Annotated in this window: 21 protein-coding genes; 13 read left to right on the top strand and 8 right to left on the bottom strand. The window is 54.7% G+C overall.

The annotated features are described in order from the left end of the window. Nucleotides 1–64 precede the first annotated feature (64 nt). The 9 genes from fabZ (at nt 65) to tilS (ending at nt 11580) form a co-directional block, all read left to right on the top strand. Entirely contained in the window at nt 65–520 is a 456-nt protein-coding gene (gene fabZ, locus IM290_RS16830) for a 3-hydroxyacyl-ACP dehydratase FabZ (RefSeq protein ID WP_003856165.1), read from the top strand. A gap of 3 nt (nt 521–523) precedes the next feature. After that, nucleotides 524–1312, top strand: a complete 789-nt coding sequence (gene lpxA, locus IM290_RS16825) for an acyl-ACP--UDP-N-acetylglucosamine O-acyltransferase (protein WP_023295949.1) — start codon at nt 524–526, stop codon at nt 1310–1312. After that, a complete protein-coding gene (lpxB, locus tag IM290_RS16820; RefSeq protein WP_003856161.1) occupies nt 1312–2460 on the top strand; it encodes a lipid-A-disaccharide synthase in 1149 nt (382 codons plus the stop codon). Before lpxA ends, lpxB begins: the two co-directional genes overlap by 1 nt. Beyond that, nucleotides 2457–3053 carry a ribonuclease HII gene (rnhB, locus tag IM290_RS16815; protein WP_015572727.1) on the top strand — a complete coding sequence of 199 codons (597 nt, stop codon included), beginning with the start codon at nt 2457–2459 and terminating at the stop codon, nt 3051–3053. The genes lpxB and rnhB overlap by 4 nt, the downstream gene beginning before the upstream one ends. 38 nt (nt 3054–3091) lie before the next feature. Beyond that, nucleotides 3092–6574, top strand: coding sequence for a DNA polymerase III subunit alpha (dnaE, locus tag IM290_RS16810; protein WP_193041411.1), 3483 nt, complete (start codon nt 3092–3094; stop codon nt 6572–6574). Nucleotides 6575–6586: 12 nt separating this feature from the next. Beyond that, nucleotides 6587–7546 (top strand): acetyl-CoA carboxylase carboxyl transferase subunit alpha, encoded by a 960-nt coding sequence (gene accA / locus IM290_RS16805; RefSeq protein WP_193041410.1) that lies wholly within the window; start codon nt 6587–6589, stop codon nt 7544–7546. 100 nt (nt 7547–7646) lie between these two features. Beyond that, nucleotides 7647–9779, top strand: coding sequence for a lysine decarboxylase LdcC (locus IM290_RS16800; protein WP_015572729.1), 2133 nt, complete (start codon nt 7647–7649; stop codon nt 9777–9779). A gap of 66 nt (nt 9780–9845) precedes the next feature. After that, nucleotides 9846–10235 carry a VOC family protein gene (locus IM290_RS16795; RefSeq protein ID WP_003856151.1) on the top strand — a complete coding sequence of 130 codons (390 nt, stop codon included), beginning with the start codon at nt 9846–9848 and terminating at the stop codon, nt 10233–10235. A gap of 58 nt (nt 10236–10293) precedes the next feature. Further along, nucleotides 10294–11580 carry a tRNA lysidine(34) synthetase TilS gene (gene tilS, locus IM290_RS16790; protein WP_193041409.1) on the top strand — a complete coding sequence of 429 codons (1287 nt, stop codon included), beginning with the start codon at nt 10294–10296 and terminating at the stop codon, nt 11578–11580. Between the two features lie 26 nt (nt 11581–11606). Here tilS and rof read toward each other — a convergent pair whose 3' ends face one another. Both rof and IM290_RS16780 read right to left on the bottom strand, forming a co-directional pair. Then, entirely contained in the window at nt 11607–11867 is a 261-nt protein-coding gene (rof, locus tag IM290_RS16785; RefSeq protein ID WP_003856148.1) for a Rho-binding antiterminator, read from the bottom strand. Continuing rightward, the gene (locus IM290_RS16780) at nt 11854–12054 is read right to left on the bottom strand and encodes a YaeP family protein (protein WP_003856146.1); all 201 of its coding nucleotides are present in this window, start codon (nt 12052–12054) and stop codon (nt 11854–11856) included. The genes rof and IM290_RS16780 overlap by 14 nt, the downstream gene beginning before the upstream one ends. A gap of 195 nt (nt 12055–12249) precedes the next feature. Here IM290_RS16780 and IM290_RS16775 point away from each other — a divergent pair, with 195 nt between their 5' ends. From IM290_RS16775 to nlpE, 3 genes are read left to right on the top strand one after another with little or no spacing between them, the layout of a single operon-like run. Further along, nucleotides 12250–12795, top strand: a complete 546-nt coding sequence (locus tag IM290_RS16775; protein WP_193041408.1) for a YaeQ family protein — start codon at nt 12250–12252, stop codon at nt 12793–12795. Further along, nucleotides 12792–13208 (top strand): alternative ribosome rescue aminoacyl-tRNA hydrolase ArfB, encoded by a 417-nt coding sequence (gene arfB, locus IM290_RS16770; protein ID WP_006810027.1) that lies wholly within the window; start codon nt 12792–12794, stop codon nt 13206–13208. Before IM290_RS16775 ends, arfB begins: the two co-directional genes overlap by 4 nt. 39 nt (nt 13209–13247) lie before the next feature. After that, complete coding sequence (gene nlpE, locus IM290_RS16765; protein ID WP_063135050.1) at nt 13248–13946, top strand: envelope stress response activation lipoprotein NlpE; 699 nt, start codon at nt 13248–13250, stop codon at nt 13944–13946. A 45-nt stretch (nt 13947–13991) separates the two neighbouring features. Here nlpE and proS read toward each other — a convergent pair whose 3' ends face one another. The 6 genes from proS to metN all read right to left on the bottom strand — a co-directional run bounded on the left by proS (nt 13992) and on the right by metN (nt 19571). Then, nucleotides 13992–15710 carry a proline--tRNA ligase gene (gene proS / locus IM290_RS16760; protein ID WP_045333695.1) on the bottom strand — a complete coding sequence of 573 codons (1719 nt, stop codon included), beginning with the start codon at nt 15708–15710 and terminating at the stop codon, nt 13992–13994. A gap of 112 nt (nt 15711–15822) precedes the next feature. After that, nucleotides 15823–16530, bottom strand: coding sequence for a tRNA (N6-threonylcarbamoyladenosine(37)-N6)-methyltransferase TrmO (gene tsaA, locus IM290_RS16755; RefSeq protein ID WP_193041407.1), 708 nt, complete (start codon nt 16528–16530; stop codon nt 15823–15825). After that, entirely contained in the window at nt 16527–16931 is a 405-nt protein-coding gene (gene rcsF, locus IM290_RS16750) for an Rcs stress response system protein RcsF (protein ID WP_015572735.1), read from the bottom strand. The genes tsaA and rcsF overlap by 4 nt, the downstream gene beginning before the upstream one ends. Before the next feature lie 106 nt (nt 16932–17037). Further along, nucleotides 17038–17853 (bottom strand): methionine ABC transporter substrate-binding lipoprotein MetQ, encoded by an 816-nt coding sequence (metQ, locus tag IM290_RS16745; protein ID WP_003856132.1) that lies wholly within the window; start codon nt 17851–17853, stop codon nt 17038–17040. 40 nt (nt 17854–17893) lie between these two features. Further along, nucleotides 17894–18547, bottom strand: a complete 654-nt coding sequence (locus IM290_RS16740) for a methionine ABC transporter permease MetI (RefSeq protein WP_003856130.1) — start codon at nt 18545–18547, stop codon at nt 17894–17896. Continuing rightward, entirely contained in the window at nt 18540–19571 is a 1032-nt protein-coding gene (gene metN / locus IM290_RS16735; protein ID WP_006810022.1) for a methionine ABC transporter ATP-binding protein MetN, read from the bottom strand. The genes IM290_RS16740 and metN overlap by 8 nt, the downstream gene beginning before the upstream one ends. A 188-nt stretch (nt 19572–19759) precedes the next feature. Here metN and gmhB point away from each other — a divergent pair, with 188 nt between their 5' ends. Then, entirely contained in the window at nt 19760–20326 is a 567-nt protein-coding gene (gene gmhB, locus IM290_RS16730; RefSeq protein WP_193041406.1) for a D-glycero-beta-D-manno-heptose 1,7-bisphosphate 7-phosphatase, read from the top strand. Nucleotides 20327–20464: the final 138 nt, after the last annotated feature.

Raw genomic sequence — 20464 nt, 5'->3', positions numbered from 1 at the left:
TTTGTTTATAAACCGGCAGGCCGTGTTATTATTGCTACTTAGTACATTTGACAGGAAGAGTATTTTGACTACTGACACTCATACTCTGCATATTGAAGAGATTTTAGAACTTCTGCCGCACCGCTATCCGTTTTTACTGGTAGACCGTGTGCTGGATTTTGAAGAAGGTCGCTTTCTGCGCGCAGTGAAAAATGTCTCCGTTAACGAGCCGTTCTTCCAGGGGCACTTCCCTGGTAAGCCTATCTTCCCGGGTGTATTGATCCTGGAAGCGATGGCACAGGCTACCGGTATTCTGGCGTTTAAAAGCGTAGGTAAACTGGAACCGGGTGAACTCTATTACTTCGCGGGTATCGATGAAGCGCGCTTCAAGCGTCCGGTCGTGCCTGGTGATCAAATGATCATGGAAGTCACTTTTGAAAAAACGCGTCGCGGCCTGACTCGCTTCAAAGGCGTAGCTATGGTTGACGGCAAAGTTGTTTGCGAAGCGACAATGATGTGTGCGCGTAGCCGGGAGGCCTGATACGTGATTGATAAATCCGCCTTTATTCATCCTACCGCCATTGTGGAAACGGGTGCCATCATTGGTGCCAACGTCCACATTGGCCCGTTTTGTATTGTTGGACCCCATGTCGAAATTGGTGAGGGTACAGTACTGAAATCTCACGTTGTCGTGAATGGTCATACCACCATTGGCTGCAACAATGAGATCTATCAGTTCGCCTCCATCGGCGAAGTTAACCAGGATCTTAAGTATGCTGGCGAACCGACCCGCGTGGAAATCGGCGATCGTAACCGCATTCGCGAAAGCGTCACCATTCATCGTGGTACAACGCAAGGCGGTGGATTGACGAAGGTGGGCAGCGACAACCTGTTTATGGTTAATGCGCACATTGCGCACGACTGTACCGTGGGTAGCCGCTGTATTCTCGCCAACAACGCAACGCTGGCGGGACACGTATCGGTCGATGATTTCGCAATTATTGGCGGCATGACCGCAGTCCATCAGTTCTGCATCATTGGTGCACACGTGATGGTCGGCGGATGCTCCGGTGTGGCGCAGGACGTCCCACCGTTTGTGATTGCGCAGGGCAACCATGCCACGCCGTTTGGCGTGAACATCGAAGGTCTCAAGCGTCGTGGTTTTAGTCGCGAAGCGATTACTGCCATCCGCAACGCGTACAAACTGCTGTACCGTAGCGGTAAAACGCTGGAAGAGGCGAAGCCGGAAATTGCCGAGCTGGCGAATAAGCACCCTGAAGTGAAGATGTTCATGGAATTCTTTGAACGTTCAACCCGTGGTCTGATTCGTTAATGGTCGACAGTCGTCCGCTTACCATCGCCCTGGTCGCCGGAGAAACCTCCGGCGATATTCTTGGTGCAGGTCTTATCCGCGCGCTTAAAGCCCGTGTACCCAATGCCCGCTTTGTGGGTGTGGCTGGGCCGCTGATGCAGGCCGAAGGCTGTGAAGCCTGGTATGAAATGGAAGAGCTGGCTGTGATGGGCATCGTCGAAGTGCTGGGCCGCTTGCGTCGCCTGCTGCATATTCGCGCCGACCTTACCCGCCGCTTTACCGACCTTAAGCCCGATGTATTTGTCGGCATTGATGCGCCTGATTTCAATATTACCCTTGAAGGGAACCTGAAAAAGCAGGGGATCAAAACTATCCATTACGTCAGTCCGTCCGTATGGGCGTGGCGACAGAAACGCGTTTTCAAAATCGGACGGTCCACCAATCTGGTGCTGGCTTTTCTGCCTTTCGAAAAAGCGTTTTACGACAGATTTAATGTCCCGTGCCGTTTTATCGGTCATACCATGGCGGATGCCATGCCGCTGGATCCGGATAAAAACGCGGCGCGTGACGAACTGGGCATCCCGCATGATGTGCACTGTCTGGCGCTGCTGCCAGGGAGCCGGGGTGCGGAAGTTGAAATGCTCAGTGCCGATTTCCTGAAAACGGCGCAAATTCTTCGCAAGACTTATCCCGATCTTGAAGTGGTCGTGCCGCTGGTGAATGCCAAACGCCGCGAGCAGTTTGAGCGTATCAAAGCCGACGTCGCCCCGGATCTTCACGTCCGCCTGCTGGACGGAAAAGGGCGGCAAGCCATGTTTGCGAGTGATGCCGCACTGCTGGCTTCCGGCACGGCTGCTCTGGAGTGTATGCTGGCAAAATGCCCAATGGTGGTCGGTTATCGCATGAAGCCGTTTACCTTCTGGCTGGCAAAACGTCTGGTAAAAACAGATTACGTATCCCTGCCAAACCTGCTTGCGGGTCGCGAACTGGTGAAAGAGCTCTTGCAGGATGAATGCCAGCCGCAGGCACTGGCTGATGCATTACTGCCGCTGCTGGCCAACGGTAAAACCAGCCACCAGATGCATGATACCTTCCGTGAACTGCATCAACTGATCCGCTGTAATGCTGATGAGCAGGCGGCCGATGCGGTGCTGGAGTTAGCACAATGATGGAATTTATTTATCCCCATACCCACCTCGTTGCCGGTGTGGATGAAGTCGGTCGTGGCCCGTTAGTGGGTGCCGTTGTGACCGCGGCGGTGATCCTCGATCCAGCCCGCCCGATCGTTGGCCTGAACGACTCGAAAAAACTGAGTGAAAAGCGTCGCCTGGCGCTGTTCGATGAAATTAAAGAAAAGGCACTGGCCTGGAGTCTCGGGCGCGCAGAGCCGGATGAGATCGACGATCTGAACATTCTGCACGCCACCATGCTGGCGATGCAGCGTGCCGTTGCTGGCCTGAAGATTGTGCCTGAGTATGTGCTGATCGACGGTAACCGTTGCCCGGCGCTGCCAATGCCTTCCATGGCTGTTGTTAAAGGCGATAGCCGCGTCGCAGAAATCAGTGCGGCGTCAATCATTGCCAAAGTGACGCGCGATGCCGAAATGGCCGCGCTGGACCTCACTTATCCCGCGTATGGTTTCGCCCAGCACAAGGGATATCCAACGGCTTTCCATCTGGAAAAGCTGGCTGAACATGGCGCAACTGAACATCATCGGCGCAGCTTTGGCCCGGTGAAACGCGCGCTGGGACTGGTGTCCTGAATCAAGACGCAAGCAATTAAGTAACGCGGGATTTGAAGATGGCTGAACCACGTTTCGTACACCTGCGGGTGCATAGCGACTACTCCATGATCGATGGGCTGGCAAAGACCGGGCCGCTGGTAAAAAAGGCGGCCTCGCTTGGCATGCCTGCGCTGGCGATCACCGATTTTACCAACCTGTGTGGCCTGGTGAAGTTCTACGGAACGGCGCATGGCGCAGGATTAAAGCCCATCGTCGGCGCGGATTTTCACGTGCAGAGCGACCTGCTTGGGGATGAGATGACGCAAATTTCCGTGTTAGCCATGAATAACACGGGTTATCAGAACCTCACTCTGCTGATCTCAAAAGCCTACCAACGCGGTTACGGCGCACTGGGTCCATGGATTGACCGCGACTGGCTGGCGGAGCTGAACGAAGGTTTGCTGCTGATCTCCGGTGGCCGTATGGGAGATGTCGGCAAATGTCTGCTGCGCGGTAATAATGCGCTGGTGGATCAGTGCGTCTCGTTCTACGAAGAGTATTTCCCGGATCGTTATTACCTGGAGCTGATCCGTACCGGGCGTGCGGATGAAGAGAGCTACCTGCATGCGGCCGTCGCCCTGGCGGAAGCGCGTGGCCTGCCTGTGGTGGCCACCAACGATGTGCGCTTCCTTGAGGCGGTTGATTTTGACGCGCATGAAATTCGCGTCGCTATCCACGACGGTTTCACCCTTGACGATCCGAAACGTCCGCGCAACTACTCATCGCAGCAGTACATGCGCAGCGAAGAGGAGATGTGTGAGCTCTTCTCGGACATCCCGGAAGCGCTGGAAAACAGCGTAGAGATTGCCAAGCGCTGTAACGTCACCGTGCGTCTTGGCGAATACTTCCTGCCGCAGTTCCCGACGGGAGACATGACCACCGAAGATTTCCTGGTCATGAAATCGAAAGAGGGTCTGGAAGAGCGTCTGGAATTCCTCTTCCCGGATGAAGCGGTCCGTAAAGAGAAACGTCCTGAATATGACGAGCGCCTGGATATTGAACTCCAGGTGATCAACCAGATGGGGTTCCCTGGCTACTTCCTGATCGTGATGGAGTTCATCCAGTGGTCGAAGGATAACGGCGTGCCGGTAGGTCCGGGCCGTGGTTCCGGTGCGGGATCGCTTGTGGCCTACGCGCTTAAAATTACCGATCTCGATCCGCTGGAATTTGACCTGCTGTTCGAACGTTTCCTCAACCCGGAACGTGTCTCCATGCCCGACTTTGACGTCGACTTCTGCATGGAAAAACGCGACCAGGTGATTGAGCACGTGGCCGATATGTACGGTCGTGATGCGGTTTCGCAGATCATCACCTTCGGTACGATGGCCGCGAAAGCGGTTATCCGCGACGTGGGCCGCGTTCTGGGCCACCCGTACGGTTTTGTCGATCGTATCTCTAAGCTGGTGCCGCCCGATCCGGGCATGACTCTGGCGAAAGCCTTTGAAGCTGAACCTCAGCTGCCGGAAATCTACGAAGCCGACGAAGAGGTCAAAGCGCTGATCGACATGGCGCGCAAGCTGGAAGGCGTCACGCGTAACGCCGGTAAGCATGCGGGGGGGGTGGTTATCGCCCCGACCAAAATCACCGACTTTGCGCCGCTGTACTGCGACGAAGCGGGCCAGCATCCGGTCACCCAGTTCGACAAGAACGACGTAGAATACGCCGGGCTGGTGAAGTTCGACTTCCTCGGCCTGCGTACGCTGACCATCATCAACTGGGCGCTGGAGATGATCAACGCCCGTCGCGAGAAGAACGGCGAGCCTCCGCTGGATATCGCGGCTATCCCGCTTGATGACAAGAAAAGTTTCGACATGCTGCAACGCTCGGAGACGACAGCCGTCTTCCAGCTTGAATCCCGCGGCATGAAAGATTTGATTAAGCGTCTGCAACCAGACTGCTTCGAAGATATGATCGCGCTGGTGGCCCTGTTCCGTCCGGGGCCGTTGCAGTCGGGGATGGTAGATAACTTTATCGACCGTAAACACGGGCGCGAAGAGATTTCCTACCCGGACGTGCAGTGGCAGCATGAAAGCCTGAAACCGGTACTGGAGCCAACCTATGGCATCATCCTGTATCAGGAACAGGTCATGCAGATCGCCCAGGTGCTTTCTGGTTATACCCTTGGCGGCGCAGACATGCTGCGTCGTGCGATGGGTAAGAAAAAGCCGGAAGAGATGGCCAAGCAGCGTTCCATCTTTGAGGATGGGGCGAAGAAAAACGGCGTCGATGGCGAACTGGCGATGAAAATCTTCGACCTGGTGGAGAAATTCGCCGGGTACGGATTTAACAAATCCCACTCCGCCGCCTATGCTTTGGTTTCGTATCAAACGCTGTGGCTGAAGGCTCACTATCCCGCTGAGTTTATGGCGGCGGTAATGACCGCCGATATGGACAACACCGAGAAGGTGGTTGGTCTGGTAGACGAGTGCTGGCGCATGGGGCTGAAGATCCTGCCGCCGGATATTAACTCTGGCCTGTACCATTTCCACGTTAACGATGACGGAGAAATCGTCTATGGGATCGGCGCGATCAAGGGCGTAGGTGAGGGGCCGATCGAGGCGATCATCGAAGCGCGTAACAACGGCGGCTATTTCCGCGAGCTGTTCGATCTGTGCGCCCGCACCGATACCAAAAAACTGAACCGCCGGGTGCTGGAAAAACTGATCATGTCCGGCGCGTTTGATCGGCTGGGGCCACACCGCGCCGCGCTGATGAACTCGCTCGGCGATGCGCTGAAAGCAGCCGATCAGCACGCGAAAGCGGAAGCCATTGGCCAGGCGGATATGTTCGGCGTGCTGGCGGAAGAGCCAGAGCAGATTGAGCAGTCTTATTCCAACTGCCAGCCCTGGCCAGAACAGGTGGTGCTGGATGGGGAGCGTGAGACGTTAGGCCTGTACCTGACGGGGCACCCGATCAACCAGTATCTGAAAGAAATTGAGCGCTATGTCGGCGGCCACAGGCTTAAAGACATGCATCCGACAGAACGTGGTAAAATCACCACGGCTGCGGGGCTCGTGATTGCTGCAAGGGTAATGGTCACCAAGCGCGGCAATCGTATCGGCATCTGTACCCTGGATGACCGTTCCGGGCGTCTGGAGGTGATGTTGTTCACCGACGCGCTGGATAAATACCAGCAATTGCTGGAAAAAGACCGCATACTTATCGTCAGCGGACAGGTCAGCTTTGATGACTTCAGCGGGGGGCTTAAAATGACCGCCCGCGAAGTGATGGACATTGACGAAGCCCGGGAAAAATATGCTCGCGGGCTTGCTATCTCGCTGACGGACAGGCAAATTGATGACCAGCTTTTAAACCGACTCCGTCAGTCTCTGGAACCCCACCGCTCGGGGACCATTCCAGTACATCTCTACTATCAGAGGGCGGATGCACGTGCGCGGTTGCGCTTTGGTGCAACGTGGCGTGTCTCTCCGAGCGATCGTTTACTGAACGATCTCCGTGGCCTCATTGGTTCGGAGCAGGTGGAACTGGAGTTTGACTAATACAGGAATACTATGAGTCTGAATTTCCTTGATTTCGAACAGCCGATTGCAGAGCTGGAAGCGAAAATCGATTCTCTGACAGCCGTGAGCCGTCAGGATGAAAAACTGGATATTAACATCGACGAAGAAGTGCATCGTCTGCGCGAAAAAAGCGTAGAACTGACGCGCAAAATCTTTGCCGATCTCGGCGCATGGCAGATCGCCCAGCTGGCGCGTCATCCACAGCGTCCGTACACCCTGGATTATGTCCGCCTGGCGTTTGACGAATTTGACGAACTGGCAGGCGACCGCGCATACGCTGACGATAAAGCTATCGTCGGCGGTATCGCGCGTCTGGATGGACGTCCGGTGATGATTATTGGTCATCAGAAAGGCCGTGAAACCAAAGAGAAAATCCGTCGTAACTTCGGTATGCCAGCACCAGAAGGCTACCGTAAGGCCCTGCGTCTGATGGAGATGGCTGAGCGTTTCAATATGCCTGTCATCACCTTCATCGACACGCCGGGTGCTTACCCGGGTGTTGGCGCTGAAGAGCGCGGTCAGTCTGAAGCCATCGCACGCAACCTGCGTGAGATGTCTCGCCTGAAAGTGCCGGTCATCTGTACCGTTATCGGTGAAGGTGGGTCTGGCGGTGCGCTGGCAATTGGCGTGGGCGATAAAGTGAATATGCTACAGTACAGTACCTATTCCGTTATCTCTCCGGAAGGCTGTGCCTCCATTCTGTGGAAAAGTGCCGATAAAGCGCCGCTGGCTGCTGAAGCGATGGGCATCATTGCCCCACGTCTGAAAGAGCTGAAGCTGATCGACACCGTTATCCCTGAACCGCTGGGTGGCGCGCATCGTAAGCCGGAAGTGATGGCTGCTTCCCTGAAAGCGCAGCTGCTGGCGGATCTGGCAGACCTCGACGTGCTGAGCACAGAAGATCTGCTCAACCGTCGTTATCAGCGTCTGATGACCTACGGTTACGCGTAAGCCTCACAATTATCCTAAAAGCCGCACATTGTTGCGGCTTTTTTTATACCTGCCGTTTACCTTAACTATGCTTATCTGATGTTTTTCAAGGAGGTAAACCATGAACATCATTGCCATCATGGGGCCACACGGCGTCTTTTATAAAGACGAACCCATCAAGGAGCTGGAGCAAGCCCTTAAAGCACGTGGATACCAGCTGATCTGGCCGCAAAACAGCGCCGACCTGCTGAAATTTATCGAACACAATCCGCGCATCTGTGGCGTGATATTCGACTGGGACGAATACGACATGGAGTTGTGCAGCGATATCAATAAGCTCAACGAATATCTTCCGCTGTACGCGTTTATCAACACTCACTCGACCATGGACGTGAGCGCGCATGATATGCGTATGGCGCTGTGGTTCTTCGAATACTCACTCGGCGTTGCCGAGGACATTGCGACCCGCATTCAGCAGTACACCGGTGAATACCTCGATAACATCACACCGCCGTTCACGCGCGCGCTGTTCACCTATGTGAATGAAGGGAAGTACACCTTCTGTACGCCAGGCCACATGGCGGGAACAGCCTATCAAAAAAGCCCGGTGGGATGTCTGTTCTACGATTTCTTCGGCGGTAACACGCTGAAGGCGGATGTGTCGATTTCGGTCACCGAGTTAGGCTCTCTGCTGGATCATACCGGCCCGCATCTGGAAGCCGAAGAGTACATCGCCCGGACCTTTGGCGCCGAGCAAAGCTACATGGTGACCAACGGTACCTCAACCTCGAACAAAATCGTCGGGATGTACGCCGCGCCTGCCGGCAGTACGCTGCTGATTGACCGCAACTGCCATAAATCACTGGCGCATTTGCTGATGATGAGCGACGTGGTGCCGCTCTGGCTGTCGCCTACGCGTAATGCGCTGGGTATTCTCGGCGGCATTCCTCGCCGTGAATTCGCGCATGAAGCCATTGAAAATAAGATCGCGGCGATCCCCGAGGCAAGCTGGCCTGTGCATGCGGTGATCACCAACTCCACCTATGACGGGTTGCTTTACAACACGAACTGGATCAAGCAGACGCTCGACGTGCCGTCGATCCACTTTGACTCCGCGTGGGTGCCTTACACCAATTTCCACCCGATTTACTCGGGGAAAAGTGGGATGAGCGGTGAGCGGGTGCCTGGCAAGGTATTCTTCGAAACGCAGTCGACGCACAAAATGCTGGCCGCGTTTTCCCAGGCGTCTCTCATTCACATCAAGGGCGAGTACGACGAGGACACCTTCAACGAAGCCTTTATGATGCACACGACCACGTCGCCGAGCTACCCGCTGGTGGCGTCCATCGAAACGGCGGCGGCGATGCTGCGCGGTAATCCGGGTAAACGCCTGATCAATCGTTCGGTGGAACGGGCGCTGCATTTCCGAAAAGAGGTTCAGCGACTTAAAGATGAAGCGGACGGCTGGTTCTTTGATATCTGGCAGCCGGAAGAGATTGATGAAGCAGAATGCTGGCCCGTCGCGCCGGGGGAGAGCTGGCACGGTTTTCGGGATGCCGATGCGGACCATATGTTCCTCGATCCGGTTAAGGTGACGATCCTGACGCCGGGCATGGATGAGCAGGGCGTGATGGGTGAGGAAGGGATCCCGGCGGCACTGGTGGCGAAGTTCCTTGATGAGCGCGGCGTGGTGGTGGAGAAAACCGGCCCCTATAATTTGCTGTTCCTGTTCAGCATCGGGATCGATAAAACCCGCGCGATGGGGCTGTTGCGCGGACTGATGGAGTTTAAGCGTGCATATGATCTGAACCTGCGGGTGAAGAATATGCTGCCGGATCTCTACGCGGAAGATCCTGACTTCTATCGCAATATGCGTATTCAGGATCTGGCCCAGGGGATCCACAGGCTGATCCGCCAGCACGATCTGCCGCGCCTGATGTTGCAGGCATTTGATGTTCTGCCTGAAATGAAGCTGACGCCGCACAGGGCGTGGCAGCGCCAGGTGAAAGGGGAGGTTGAAACCGTTGAGCTGGAGAACCTGGTCGGGCGGGTATCGGCCAACATGATCCTGCCTTATCCGCCGGGCGTGCCGCTGCTGATGCCGGGTGAAATGATCACTGAGGAGAGCCGGGCGGTGCTCGATTTCCTGCTGATGCTCTGTTCGGTGGGGCGCCACTATCCGGGCTTTGAAACGGATATTCATGGCGCGAAACGCGATGATAACGGCGTGTACTGGGTGAGAGTCCTAAAATAAAAGGGTCTGCTTGCCAGAGGCGGGTTGTCGGTTGTAACGTTCAGGGCATCATAAAAAGGAGAAACTATGCTGGGTTTAAAAGCGGTTCATCATATTGCGATCATTGCCACCGATTACGCGAAAAGTAAGGCATTCTACTGCGACGTTCTCGGCTTTACGCTGTTGAGCGAGGCCTACCGTGAGGAGCGCGACTCCTGGAAAGGCGATCTGGCGTTAAACGGACAATATGTGATTGAACTGTTCTCTTTTCCTTTCCCGCCAGCGCGTCCTTCACGCCCGGAAGCCTGCGGCCTGCGCCACCTGGCCTTCAGCGTCGATGACCTGGACAGCGCGGTAAAACATCTGGAAGCCCACGGCGTGGCCTGCGAAGCGATTCGTGTCGATCCCTTTACCGATAAACGTTTCACTTTTTTCAACGATCCGGACGGGCTGCCGCTGGAGCTTTACCAGCAGTAATCGCCGTCATGTGTGATAATGCCCGTTCAGTTCGGGCATTTTTTATGTGTAATTTCCTATGACCTTACCCGCTATCGCGCACGCCGTTTCACCCTATCGCCAGCTGCTGGTGGGGTTCAGCGGTGGCCTGGATTCCACCGTTTTGCTGCACCGCCTTAAGCTCTGGCGCGACCGTGAGCCTGACGTCCAGCTGCGGGCGATGCATATCCATCACGGCTTAAGCCCCCATGCCGACGACTGGGTAGCGCACTGCGAAGCGGTGTGTTCAGGGTGGGCGATCCCGCTGATCGTTGAACGCGTCACGCTTGAGGATGAGGGGCTGGGTATTGAGGCGCAGGCGCGGAAAGCCCGCTACGCCGCGTTTTCCGGCGCATTACAGCAAGGGGAAGCGTTGGTCACCGCGCAGCATCTGGACGACCAGTGCGAGACGTTTTTACTGGCGCTCAAGCGGGGCAGCGGGCCTGCGGGATTATCTGCCATGCCTGAGCGCGCAGATTTTGCTGAAACAGAGCTCATCCGCCCGCTGCTGGGTGAGACGCGCGCATCACTGGAAGCCTGGGCGCAGCAGCATCATCTGTTTTGGATTGAAGACGAGAGCAATCAGGACGACAGTTACGACCGTAACTTCCTGCGCCTGCGCGTCTTACCGCTGCTGAGTGAGCGCTGGGCGCATTTTTCCGAAGCGGCGGCCAGAAGCGCCATGCTGTGTGCTGAACAGGAAAGCTTGCTGGATGAGTTGCTGAGCGAGGAGCTGGATACGCTGACTACCGCTGACGGTGCCCTGAACATTGCGCCGTTGAAGGTGATGAGCCCCGTGCGCCGGGCTGCTCTGATTCGTCGCTGGATGGCTTACCACCGTGCGGTTATGCCGTCCCGGGCGATGCTCAACCGTATCTGGGAGGAAGTTGCACAGGCGAGGGAAGATGCCGCCCCGTGTATACACCTGAATGGTTATGACGTCAGGCGCTATAAAGGGCAACTCTGGTGGGTAAAATCTGTGCCGTCGCTGGCTGACGTTGTGCTCGACTGGCCGTCGCCGGAAAAAGCATTAACGCTACCGATGAATGCCGGTGTCGTTGCGTTAAGCCATTCGGGCAATGTGCGTCTACCTGAGCCGGACGAGAACGTCACTATACGCTTCAGGGCCAGCGGCATGCTGCATATCGTCGGGCGTAACGGCGGGCGTAAGCTGAAGAAAATCTGGCAGGAACAGAACGTTCCGCCCTGGCGACGTGATACCACGCCGCTTCTGTTTTACGGCGACACGCTCATCGCGGCGGCAGAGGTGTTCATCACTGAAGAGGGGTGGGCTGAAGCGGGTGTTAATTTTGAATGGAAAGCGTAACGGGCAGCCTGGCTGCCCGTTGGTTATCAGGATTCGCTCACCACAACGGTGCCGATTTCCGGATGGCTGAAACTGGCAATTTTGTCGAGGCGTAGCTCACGCGTTGCACCTGCATCTTCCACAACTAGGTATTCCACATTTTTACGGGAAACCAGATCGCTGGCCTTTGCCTTTAGCACTTCGCCATCTTTTAGCTCCAGCGTCAGTATTAAATGATGCTGGCAGGCGAGTTCGAGGTTGTCATAGTCATCACAATTGATGGGTTGATAGGTATCATTCATCGACATAATCGCTCACCAGTAAATTCGCCGCAGCATACGCTGCTTTTTCCCTGACCGATTCAGAAAGGCTCTCATCAGAGGCCACTTCATTTAGCACGTTCAATACACAGCCCAACGCATCCGGAATGTACCCCAGATCTCCGCTGGCGATCTCCGCATACCGTCTGCGAATCAACTCACAATAATTATTCACATCACCTCCTGCCAGCGTACTGACTTACTGTGAGATATCATTAAGCCTACGAAGTTAAACTCGGTTTAGCAAGGTGACTATACCATACTCATTTAAGCAATATCAGCGCCTTGATAAGAGGGAGCCACCACCTCGTAACAGCCTTTTGCCGCGGTTTTCGCTACAATGTATGCCTGATTCGAAAGGAGTTCTCTCATGGCGCTGAAAGCGACAATTTATAAAGCTGTGGTCAATGTGGCGGATCTTGACCGTAACCAGTTTCTGGATGCGTCATTGACGCTGGCGCGTCACCCTTCTGAAACCCAGGAGCGCATGATGCTGCGCCTGCTGGCGTGGATTAAGTATGCCGACGAGCGTCTGCAATTTACCCGTGGTTTAAGCGCGGAAGATGAACCGGAAGCCTGGCTGCGCAACGATCATCTGGGTATCGATTTATGGATTGAGCTTGGCCTGCCGGATGAACGCCGGATCAAAAAGGCCTGCACCCAGTCTGCTAAAGTAGCGTTGTTTGCCTACAACCAGCGAGCGGCGGAGATCTGGTGGCAACAAAATAAAAATAAATGTGTGCTGTTCAAAAATCTTACCGTCTGGTATCTGGATGATGAACAGCTGGCGCAGCTGAGTGCGTTCGCCAGCCGGACGATGGCGCTACAGGCGACGATTCAGGACGGCGCCATCTGGCTTTCCGATTCTCAGAATAATCTGGAAATTCATCTCACGGCCTGGCAGCCCGCATCATGATTGTATTGTCCCGAAACGTCAGCATCCCTGATAACGAGCTGGAGATCACCGCCATCCGGGCCCAGGGAGCAGGGGGACAGCACGTTAACAAGGCCTCAACGGCTATCCATTTGCGCTTTGACATTCGGGCCTCCAGCCTGCCAGAGTATTATAAAGAAAGCCTGCTTGCCGCCAGCCATCACCTGATCACCAGCGAGGGTGTGATGGTGATTAAAGCGCAGGAGTATCGCAGCCAGGAGCTTAACCGGGAAGCGGCAATAGCCCGGCTGGTCGCGGTCATTAAAGAGCTGACGGCTGTACAAAAAAGTCGCCGGGCAACACGTCCAACGCGGGCATCGAAAGAACGTCGGTTGTCATCGAAGGCGCAGAAATCCACCGTAAAATCACTGCGTGGCAAAGTCCGTCACCCATAATGTGACGAAAGGGATACCCTTTTTCATAAGGAAAGTATTGTGAAAAAAGCATTATTATCAGCGCTGGCCGTGACAAGCCTGTTCGCGCTTTTTGGCTGTAATAACCGTTCAGAAACGCAGGTACTACAGCCAACGCAAAATGAAGAATTAAAGCCGATGCAGCAAAGCTGGCGCGGCGTATTACCGTGTGCAGATTGCGAGGGCATCGAAACCTCTCTGTTCCTGCAAAAAGATGGCACCTGGGTCATGAACCAGCGTTACCAGGGGGCGAAAGAACCGTCTTCTTTTGCATCTTACGGAACATGGGCGCGTACGGCTGAGAAGCTGGTATTGACGGATACCACGGGCGATAAAACCTTCTTCCGCGCCAAAGGCGAGGGGATGGAGATGCTCGATCGCGAAGGCAATCCGATTGAATCCCAGTTCAACTACACGTTGGCCCCGGTGAAAGCGACCCTGCCAGCCACCCCAATGGCGATGCGAGGGATGTATTTCTACATGGCGGATGCGGCGATCTTCACTGACTGTGCAACCGGGAAGAAAGTCAGCGTGGCGAACAATGCCCAGCTGGAGCGAGACTATGCCGTCGCGCGCGGCAACGACAGTAAGCCAGTGTTGCTGACGGTTGAAGGGCATTTTACGCTGGAGCCAAACCCGGATAGCGGCGAGCTGGTGAAAACGCTGGTGGCAGATAAAGATGCGAAGTTTGCTGCGGGGAAAGACTGCGGAAGCAAATAAGATATAGCCATTAAAAAACCCCGCACTGGCGGGGTTTTTTGTTTCTTAACCTTTGATGGCTTTCACCAGGTAATCAAGAATATCTCCCGTCTTGATCATCTGTTTTTCGCCGTTGCGACGGTATTTGTATTCAATCTCGTCGCTGTCGAGGTTACGGTCGCCAATGACGATGGTGTGTGGAATACCGATCAGTTCCATGTCAGCAAACATCACGCCAGGACGCTCTTTACGGTCATCCATCAGCACGTCGATACCTTTCGCGCTCAGCTCAGCGTAGAGTTTCTCAGCCAGCTCCTGCACGCGGTAAGACTTGTGCATGTTCATTGGCAGGATCGCCACCTGGAACGGCGCGATGTTATCCGGCCAGACGATTCCGCGTTCGTCATAGTTCTGCTCGATAGCGGCAGCAACAACGCGCGTTACGCCAATGCCGTAGCAGCCCATGGTCAGAACCTGGTTACGGCCATCTTCGCCCTGAACGGCAGCGTTCATTGCGCGCGAGTACTTATCGCCCAGCTGGAAGATGTGGCCTACTTCGATACCGCGTTTGATCATCAGGATACCCTTGCCGTCCGGGCTTGGATCGCCTGCGACCACGTTACGGATGTCAGCCACTTCCGGCGTCGCCACGTCACGATCCCAGTTGATGCCGAAGTAGTGTTTACCGTCGATGTTTGCGCCCGCAGCGAAGTCGCTCATCGCCGCAACGGTGCGGTCAATGACCACCGGAACAGGCATGTTCACCGGACCCAGAGAACCAGGACCTGCATTCACCACGGCGCGGATCTCCGCTTCCGTTGCGAAGGTCAGCGGGCTGGCAACCTGCGGCAGCTTCTCGGCTTTCACTTCGTTCAGCTCGTGATCGCCTCGTACCAGCAGGGCAACCAGTGGATAAGCGCTACCTTCAGCCGATTTCACCAGCAGGGTTTTCACGGTTTTTTCGATCGGCAGAGTAAACTGCTCAACCAGCTCGGCGATAGTTTTCGCGTTTGGCGTATCAACCAGCGTCATCTCTTGCGTTGCCGCGCCGCGTGGTTCTTTCGGTGCCAGCGCTTCTGCAAATTCGATGTTCGCGGCGTAATCAGAGGAGTCAGAGAAGATCACATCGTCTTCGCCGCTCTGCGCCAGAACCTGGAATTCATGGGAGGCGCTACCGCCGATTGAACCGGTATCAGCCTGTACAGCACGGAAATCCAGCCCCATGCGGGAAAAGATTTTACTGTAGGCCGCGTACATTTTGTCGTAGGTCTCTTGCAGCGATTCCTGAGAAGTATGGAAAGAGTAAGCATCTTTCATCAGGAACTCGCGAGAACGCATGACGCCAAAGCGTGGGCGCACTTCGTCACGGAACTTAGTCTGGATCTGGAAGAAGTTCAGCGGCAGCTGTTTGTAAGAGCTCAGCTCGTTACGGATCAGGTCGGTGATCACTTCTTCATGCGTTGGGCCGAGAACGAATGGACGATCGCCACGATCGGCAATACGCAGCAGTTCAGGACCGTACTGCTCCCAGCGACCGCTCTCCTGCCACAGTTCAGAGGGCTGAACGACCGGCATTAACACCTCGATAGCACCGGCGTTGTTCATCTCTTCACGCACGATGTTTTCGACTTTTTTCAGGACGCGCACGCCGGTCGGCAGCCAGGTGTATAACCCGGAGGCCAGCTTGCGGATCATCCCGGCGCGCAGCATCAGCTGGTGGCTGATCACCTCGGCGTCGGCAGGTGTCTCCTTCAGAGTGGAGAGCAGATATTGGCTAGTACGCATGTTGTTACGGTTCCATTTCGACGATTGGAACAGGCTGAAACACCAGCCTGACACAAAAAAAGTGGTTTAGTTTACCAGTGTGGCAAAGATGCCAAAAGAGAGGAGAACAAAATTACCTGGGTTCCAGGGCAAACACTTCAAAACCCGCCGCAGTCACGCGCCAGCGCACGTTAAAGTCCAGCAGCCAGACGGCGTACGTTTTGCCGGCTTCCTCTTCTTTGCGGTAGGCGGGTCGGGGGTCCTGCGCCAGCACTTCAACGATAAAGTCACGCAGGCGAGGATAACGCTTTTCCAGCTCGCTGATTTGCATTGTAATTTCAGACGTGAAGTGAACCGCCATATCTGCCTGCGGTGCGTCCTGAGCATAGCTTGCCCGGGCATCCGGCAGCGCTTCGGCGAAGGGCAGGTAAGGCTTAATATCTATGACCGGCGTACCATCAACCAGGTCAAGGCTACCTAACTCCAGGATCACCTGATCTTTCTGACAACGTATGCCTTTCAGCTCGACCAGCGACATCCCGATGGGGTTGGGACGAAAGGTTGAGCGGGTGGCAAAGACACCCATTCTGGCATTTCCGCCCAGACGAGGCGGACGCACGGTGGGACGCCAGCCGCCTTCCATGGTCTGGTGAAACACAAAGACCACCCATAAATGGCTGAACGCCTCAAGCCCGCGCACTGCATCGGCCTGATTATACGGCGCCACAAGATGAAGCTCGCCGCCGCCGTTAATGACCAGACCCGGCTGACGCGGCACGGCGAACTTTTCTTTATAAGGGGAGCGGATAACGCCTATCTGCTCGAACTGAAATGAACTCATTTCGCCGTAATGTTAAGCGCAGAACCGATACATACCGCCTGGCGATAGCAACCTGGTGTGCCGCTGGTGACTTCGCAGCTGTGCAGCAGCACCGCGTTGGCTTTCATTTTCGACGCGTTGATTTGCATACGCTTGCGGGCTGTCGGAATATTGGGTGGGGAGTCCTGATTCGTTGCCTGGCAGGATTCGCCGCTCACTTCGCCCAGTTCACGGAATGGCTTACCGACCAGCTCGTCGGCTTTGGTAATAATACGTACCGGCGCAGCGCGAGGCGCTTTCGGTTTTGCTGGCTCCGCTTTTGGCGGGGTTGCAGTGCTTTGAACAGGTTCAACAGGAGATCTGCTTAGCATAGAACAGCCGCTCAGCATCAGTGCTAAAAAACAGATCGGTAAAGCACGCATAATAATTCCTCAGTGGATAATCAAAACGTCAGATATTGAAGCAGTTGACCGCACAAATGACAAGACGGGCAAATGCCCGTCTTGATGATATTACACTGCCGGGAGATTACCAGCCTTTAACCGCGCCGCCGTTAAACACCTTATTGGCTTCCTGGTACACTTCTTCAGACTGATATGCCTGTATGAATTTCTTCACATTCTCCGCGTCTTTGTTGTCTTCGCGAGTCACGATCAGGTTGACGTACGGGGAATCTTTATCTTCAACGAAGATGCCATCTTTCGCTGGGGTCAGGCCGATCTGGCTGGCGTAAGTGGTGTTGATCACGGCCAGGGCGATCTGCGCATCGTCCAGAGAACGTGGCAGCTGTGGTGCTTCCAGCTCAACAATTTTCAGATTTTTCGGGTTTTCGGTTACGTCCAGAACGGTCGGTAACAAGCCAACGCCTTCTTTCAGTTTAATCAGGCCCACTTTCTGTAGCAGAAGCAGGGAACGGCCAAGGTTGGTTGGGTCGTTAGGGACGGCAACCTGTGAACCCGGCTGGAGTTCATCCAGAGATTTAATTTTCTTGGAGTAACCGGCAATCGGGTAAACGAAGGTGTTACCGACAGCAACCAGTTTGTAGCCGCGATCTTTGATCTGCTGATCCAGGTACGGTTTATGCTGGAAGGCGTTAGCGTCAATGTCGCCTTTGCTCAGCGCTTCGTTCGGCAGAACGTAATCGTTGAAGGTCACCAGTTCAACGTCCAGGCCATATTTCTCTTTAGCGATTTTCTGCGCGGCCTCAGCAACCTGCTGTTCTGCACCGACGATAACGCCTACTTTGATGTGGTTTGGATCTTTTTCGTCCTGACCGCAACCCACCAGTGCCAGCGAGCCAATCAGTGCGCCTACTGCTGCGAAGGTCTTAAATTTAAACGCCATGTTATATCCTTAACTCGTCGAGTTTGTGTTGTTTGTAACGTTATTTATGCGTAACAGCCCGGACGATACGATCGCCAGAGAATTGAATTAAGTAAACCAGCACAACCAGCAATACCAGAACGGTATTCATTACGGTAGCGTTATAGCCAATATAGCCGTACTGATATCCAATCTGGCCTAAACCGCCAGCACCTACGGCGCCGCCCATTGCGGAATAACCGACCAGGGTGATAAGCGTGATGGTTGCTGCGTTCACCAGCCCAGGCAGCGCCTCTGGCAGCAGAACTTTGCGAACGATCTGCATTGGCGTCGCACCCATAGCGCGGGAAGCTTCGATCAGGCCGGTTGGGATTTCCAGCAGGGCGTTTTCCACCATACGGGCGATAAACGGTGCCGCGCCTACGGTCAGCGGGACAATTGCTGCCTGCAAACCAATCGACGTCCCGACGATCACGCGCGTAAACGGAATCATCCACACCAGCAGAATAATGAACGGAATAGACCGGAAAATGTTCACCAGCGCAGAGAGCGTGCGGTACAGCTTCGCGTTTTCAATAATTTGACCCGGGCGCGTAACGTACAGCAGCACGCCGACCGGCAGCCCAATCACAAAACCAAAGAAGCCCGATACGAAGGTCATTGCCAGCGTTTCCCAAACGCCGCGAACCAGTAGCCACATCATCGGCTCAGACATAACCCAGTACCTCTACTTTTACGTGATGTTCTTGCAGCCAGGCAATTGCCGCCTGGGTTTCTTCCTGTGTGCCGTGCATTTCCGTCAGCATAATGCCGAACTTCACGCCACCGGCGTAGTCCATCTGCGCGCTAATAATGTTGTTATTCACGTTAAAGCGACGCGCGGTTTCGGACAGCAGCGGTGCGTCAACGGACTGGCCCGTGAACTCCATGCGCAGCATCGGGACGCTGTCAGGCGTTGCGTCTGTTTTTAAACGTTCCAGATAATCTTCCGGAATATCCAGATGCAGTGTGGACTGAATGAACTGCTGAGCCAGCGGCGTTTTCGGGTGCGAGAAGACTTCACTCACCGTGTCCTGCTCAATCAGCTCACCGTTGCTGATGACCGCCACGCAGTCGCAGATGCGTTTCACTACATCCATTTCATGCGTAATAAGGAGAATCGTCAGGCCCAGGCGACGGTTAATGTCTTTTAACAGTTCCAGAATAGAGCGCGTGGTGGCCGGGTCTAACGCGCTGGTGGCTTCATCGCACAGCAGCACCTTAGGATTGCTTGCCAGCGCGCGGGCAATGGCCACACGCTGTTTTTGCCCACCGGACAGATTTGCCGGGTAGCTATCATGCTTGTCGCCCAGACCAACAAGGTCGAGCAGTTCGGTGACGCGACGCGTAACTTCTTCTTTCGGCGTGTTATCCAGCTCAAGCGGCAGGGCAACGTTGCCGAACACGGTGCGGGATGCCAGCAGGTTAAAGTGCTGGAAAATCATGCCAATCTGGCGACGCGCTTTGGTGAGTTCTTTTTCTGAGAGAGCGGTAAGCTCCTGGCCGCCAACTTCTACGCTGCCCTGGGTTGGGCGCTCAAGCAGGTTAACACAACGGATCAGCGTACTTTTACCCGCACCCGATGCGCCAATGACGCCATAAATCTGACCAGCAGGCACATGCAGGCTGACGTTGTTCAGCGCCTGAATGGTTCGGTTCCCCTGCTGGAACACTTTGGTGATATTGGAAAGTTTAATCATTAGATTATTTTTATCGTAAGTAAGTTAGCCGTGGCATTTTCTTCTGCCAGATACGGGGAATGACCGTAAACAAAATGGATGTTAAGGCATCCAGACGTCTAAATCAATCCACCTCTGTGCGATGAGCACTTTATTGCGCTGCGATTCATGAGATACTAGCTGAACAAGCCTTTTTCAGGAGCAAACCGGTGGCAAAATCTGTACCCGCAATTTTTCTCGATCGTGACGGCACTATTAATGTGGATCACGGTTACGTCCATGAGATTGATGAGTTCGAGTTTATCGAGGGCGTAATAGATGCCATGCGCCAGTTGAAAGAGATGGGCTATGCGCTGGTGGTGGTGACTAACCAGTCCGGTATCGCCCGGGGTAAATTCACCGAAGCGCAGTTCGAGACGCTGACGGAATGGATGGACTGGTCTCTGGCCGATCGTGGCGTCGATCTTGATGGCATCTATTATTGTCCGCATCACCCGCAGGGAAGTGTAGAGGCGTATCGTCAGATCTGTGATTGCCGTAAGCCACACCCGGGCATGTTTATCTCTGCACAGGAATTCCTGCACATTGATATGGCCGCATCTTATATGGTGGGCGATAAACTGGAAGATATGCAGGCAGCAGCGGCGGCAGGTGTAGGTACCAAAGTATTAGTGCGTACCGGTAAACCGGTCACCCCAGAAGCAGAAAATGCAGCCGACTGGGTGATAACTAGTCTGGCAGAACTGCCAAAAGAGATTAAAAAGCACCAAAAATAGGCGTTTTGGCGAAAAGGTGAGCGGTTGAAATAAAAATGCATTTTTCCGCTTGTCATTCCTCGGCGGCTCCCTATAATGCGCCTCCATCGACACGGCGGATGTGAATCACTTCACAGATAACCCGGTCGGTTGAAGAGA

The sequence above is a fragment of the Enterobacter cloacae complex sp. S1 genome (assembly GCF_014930525.1).
Taxonomy (GTDB): Bacteria; Pseudomonadota; Gammaproteobacteria; order Enterobacterales; family Enterobacteriaceae; genus Enterobacter; species Enterobacter hormaechei_C.
Note: the sequence above shows the minus strand (reverse complement) of the source record. Positions and strands in the feature narration are given on the sequence as shown.

What these genes read in the sequence shown, in the direction of transcription:
- accA (WP_193041410.1), top strand. Translation starts at nt 6,587, where the DNA reads ATGAGTCTGAATTTCCTTGATTTCGAACAGCCGATTGCAGAGCTGGAA.
- tsaA (WP_193041407.1), bottom strand. Translation starts at nt 16,530, where the DNA reads ATGAGTTCATTTCAGTTCGAGCAGATAGGCGTTATCCGCTCCCCTTAT.
- IM290_RS16740 (WP_003856130.1), bottom strand. Translation starts at nt 18,547, where the DNA reads ATGTCTGAGCCGATGATGTGGCTACTGGTTCGCGGCGTTTGGGAAACG.
- metQ (WP_003856132.1), bottom strand. Translation starts at nt 17,853, where the DNA reads ATGGCGTTTAAATTTAAGACCTTCGCAGCAGTAGGCGCACTGATTGGC.
- IM290_RS16775 (WP_193041408.1), top strand. Translation starts at nt 12,250, where the DNA reads ATGGCGCTGAAAGCGACAATTTATAAAGCTGTGGTCAATGTGGCGGAT.
- proS (WP_045333695.1), bottom strand. Translation starts at nt 15,710, where the DNA reads ATGCGTACTAGCCAATATCTGCTCTCCACTCTGAAGGAGACACCTGCC.
- rof (WP_003856148.1), bottom strand. Translation starts at nt 11,867, where the DNA reads ATGTCGATGAATGATACCTATCAACCCATCAATTGTGATGACTATGAC.
- tilS (WP_193041409.1), top strand. Translation starts at nt 10,294, where the DNA reads ATGACCTTACCCGCTATCGCGCACGCCGTTTCACCCTATCGCCAGCTG.
- dnaE (WP_193041411.1), top strand. Translation starts at nt 3,092, where the DNA reads ATGGCTGAACCACGTTTCGTACACCTGCGGGTGCATAGCGACTACTCC.
- IM290_RS16795 (WP_003856151.1), top strand. Translation starts at nt 9,846, where the DNA reads ATGCTGGGTTTAAAAGCGGTTCATCATATTGCGATCATTGCCACCGAT.
- IM290_RS16800 (WP_015572729.1), top strand. Translation starts at nt 7,647, where the DNA reads ATGAACATCATTGCCATCATGGGGCCACACGGCGTCTTTTATAAAGAC.
- lpxB (WP_003856161.1), top strand. Translation starts at nt 1,312, where the DNA reads ATGGTCGACAGTCGTCCGCTTACCATCGCCCTGGTCGCCGGAGAAACC.
- rnhB (WP_015572727.1), top strand. Translation starts at nt 2,457, where the DNA reads ATGATGGAATTTATTTATCCCCATACCCACCTCGTTGCCGGTGTGGAT.
- metN (WP_006810022.1), bottom strand. Translation starts at nt 19,571, where the DNA reads ATGATTAAACTTTCCAATATCACCAAAGTGTTCCAGCAGGGGAACCGA.
- rcsF (WP_015572735.1), bottom strand. Translation starts at nt 16,931, where the DNA reads ATGCGTGCTTTACCGATCTGTTTTTTAGCACTGATGCTGAGCGGCTGT.
- arfB (WP_006810027.1), top strand. Translation starts at nt 12,792, where the DNA reads ATGATTGTATTGTCCCGAAACGTCAGCATCCCTGATAACGAGCTGGAG.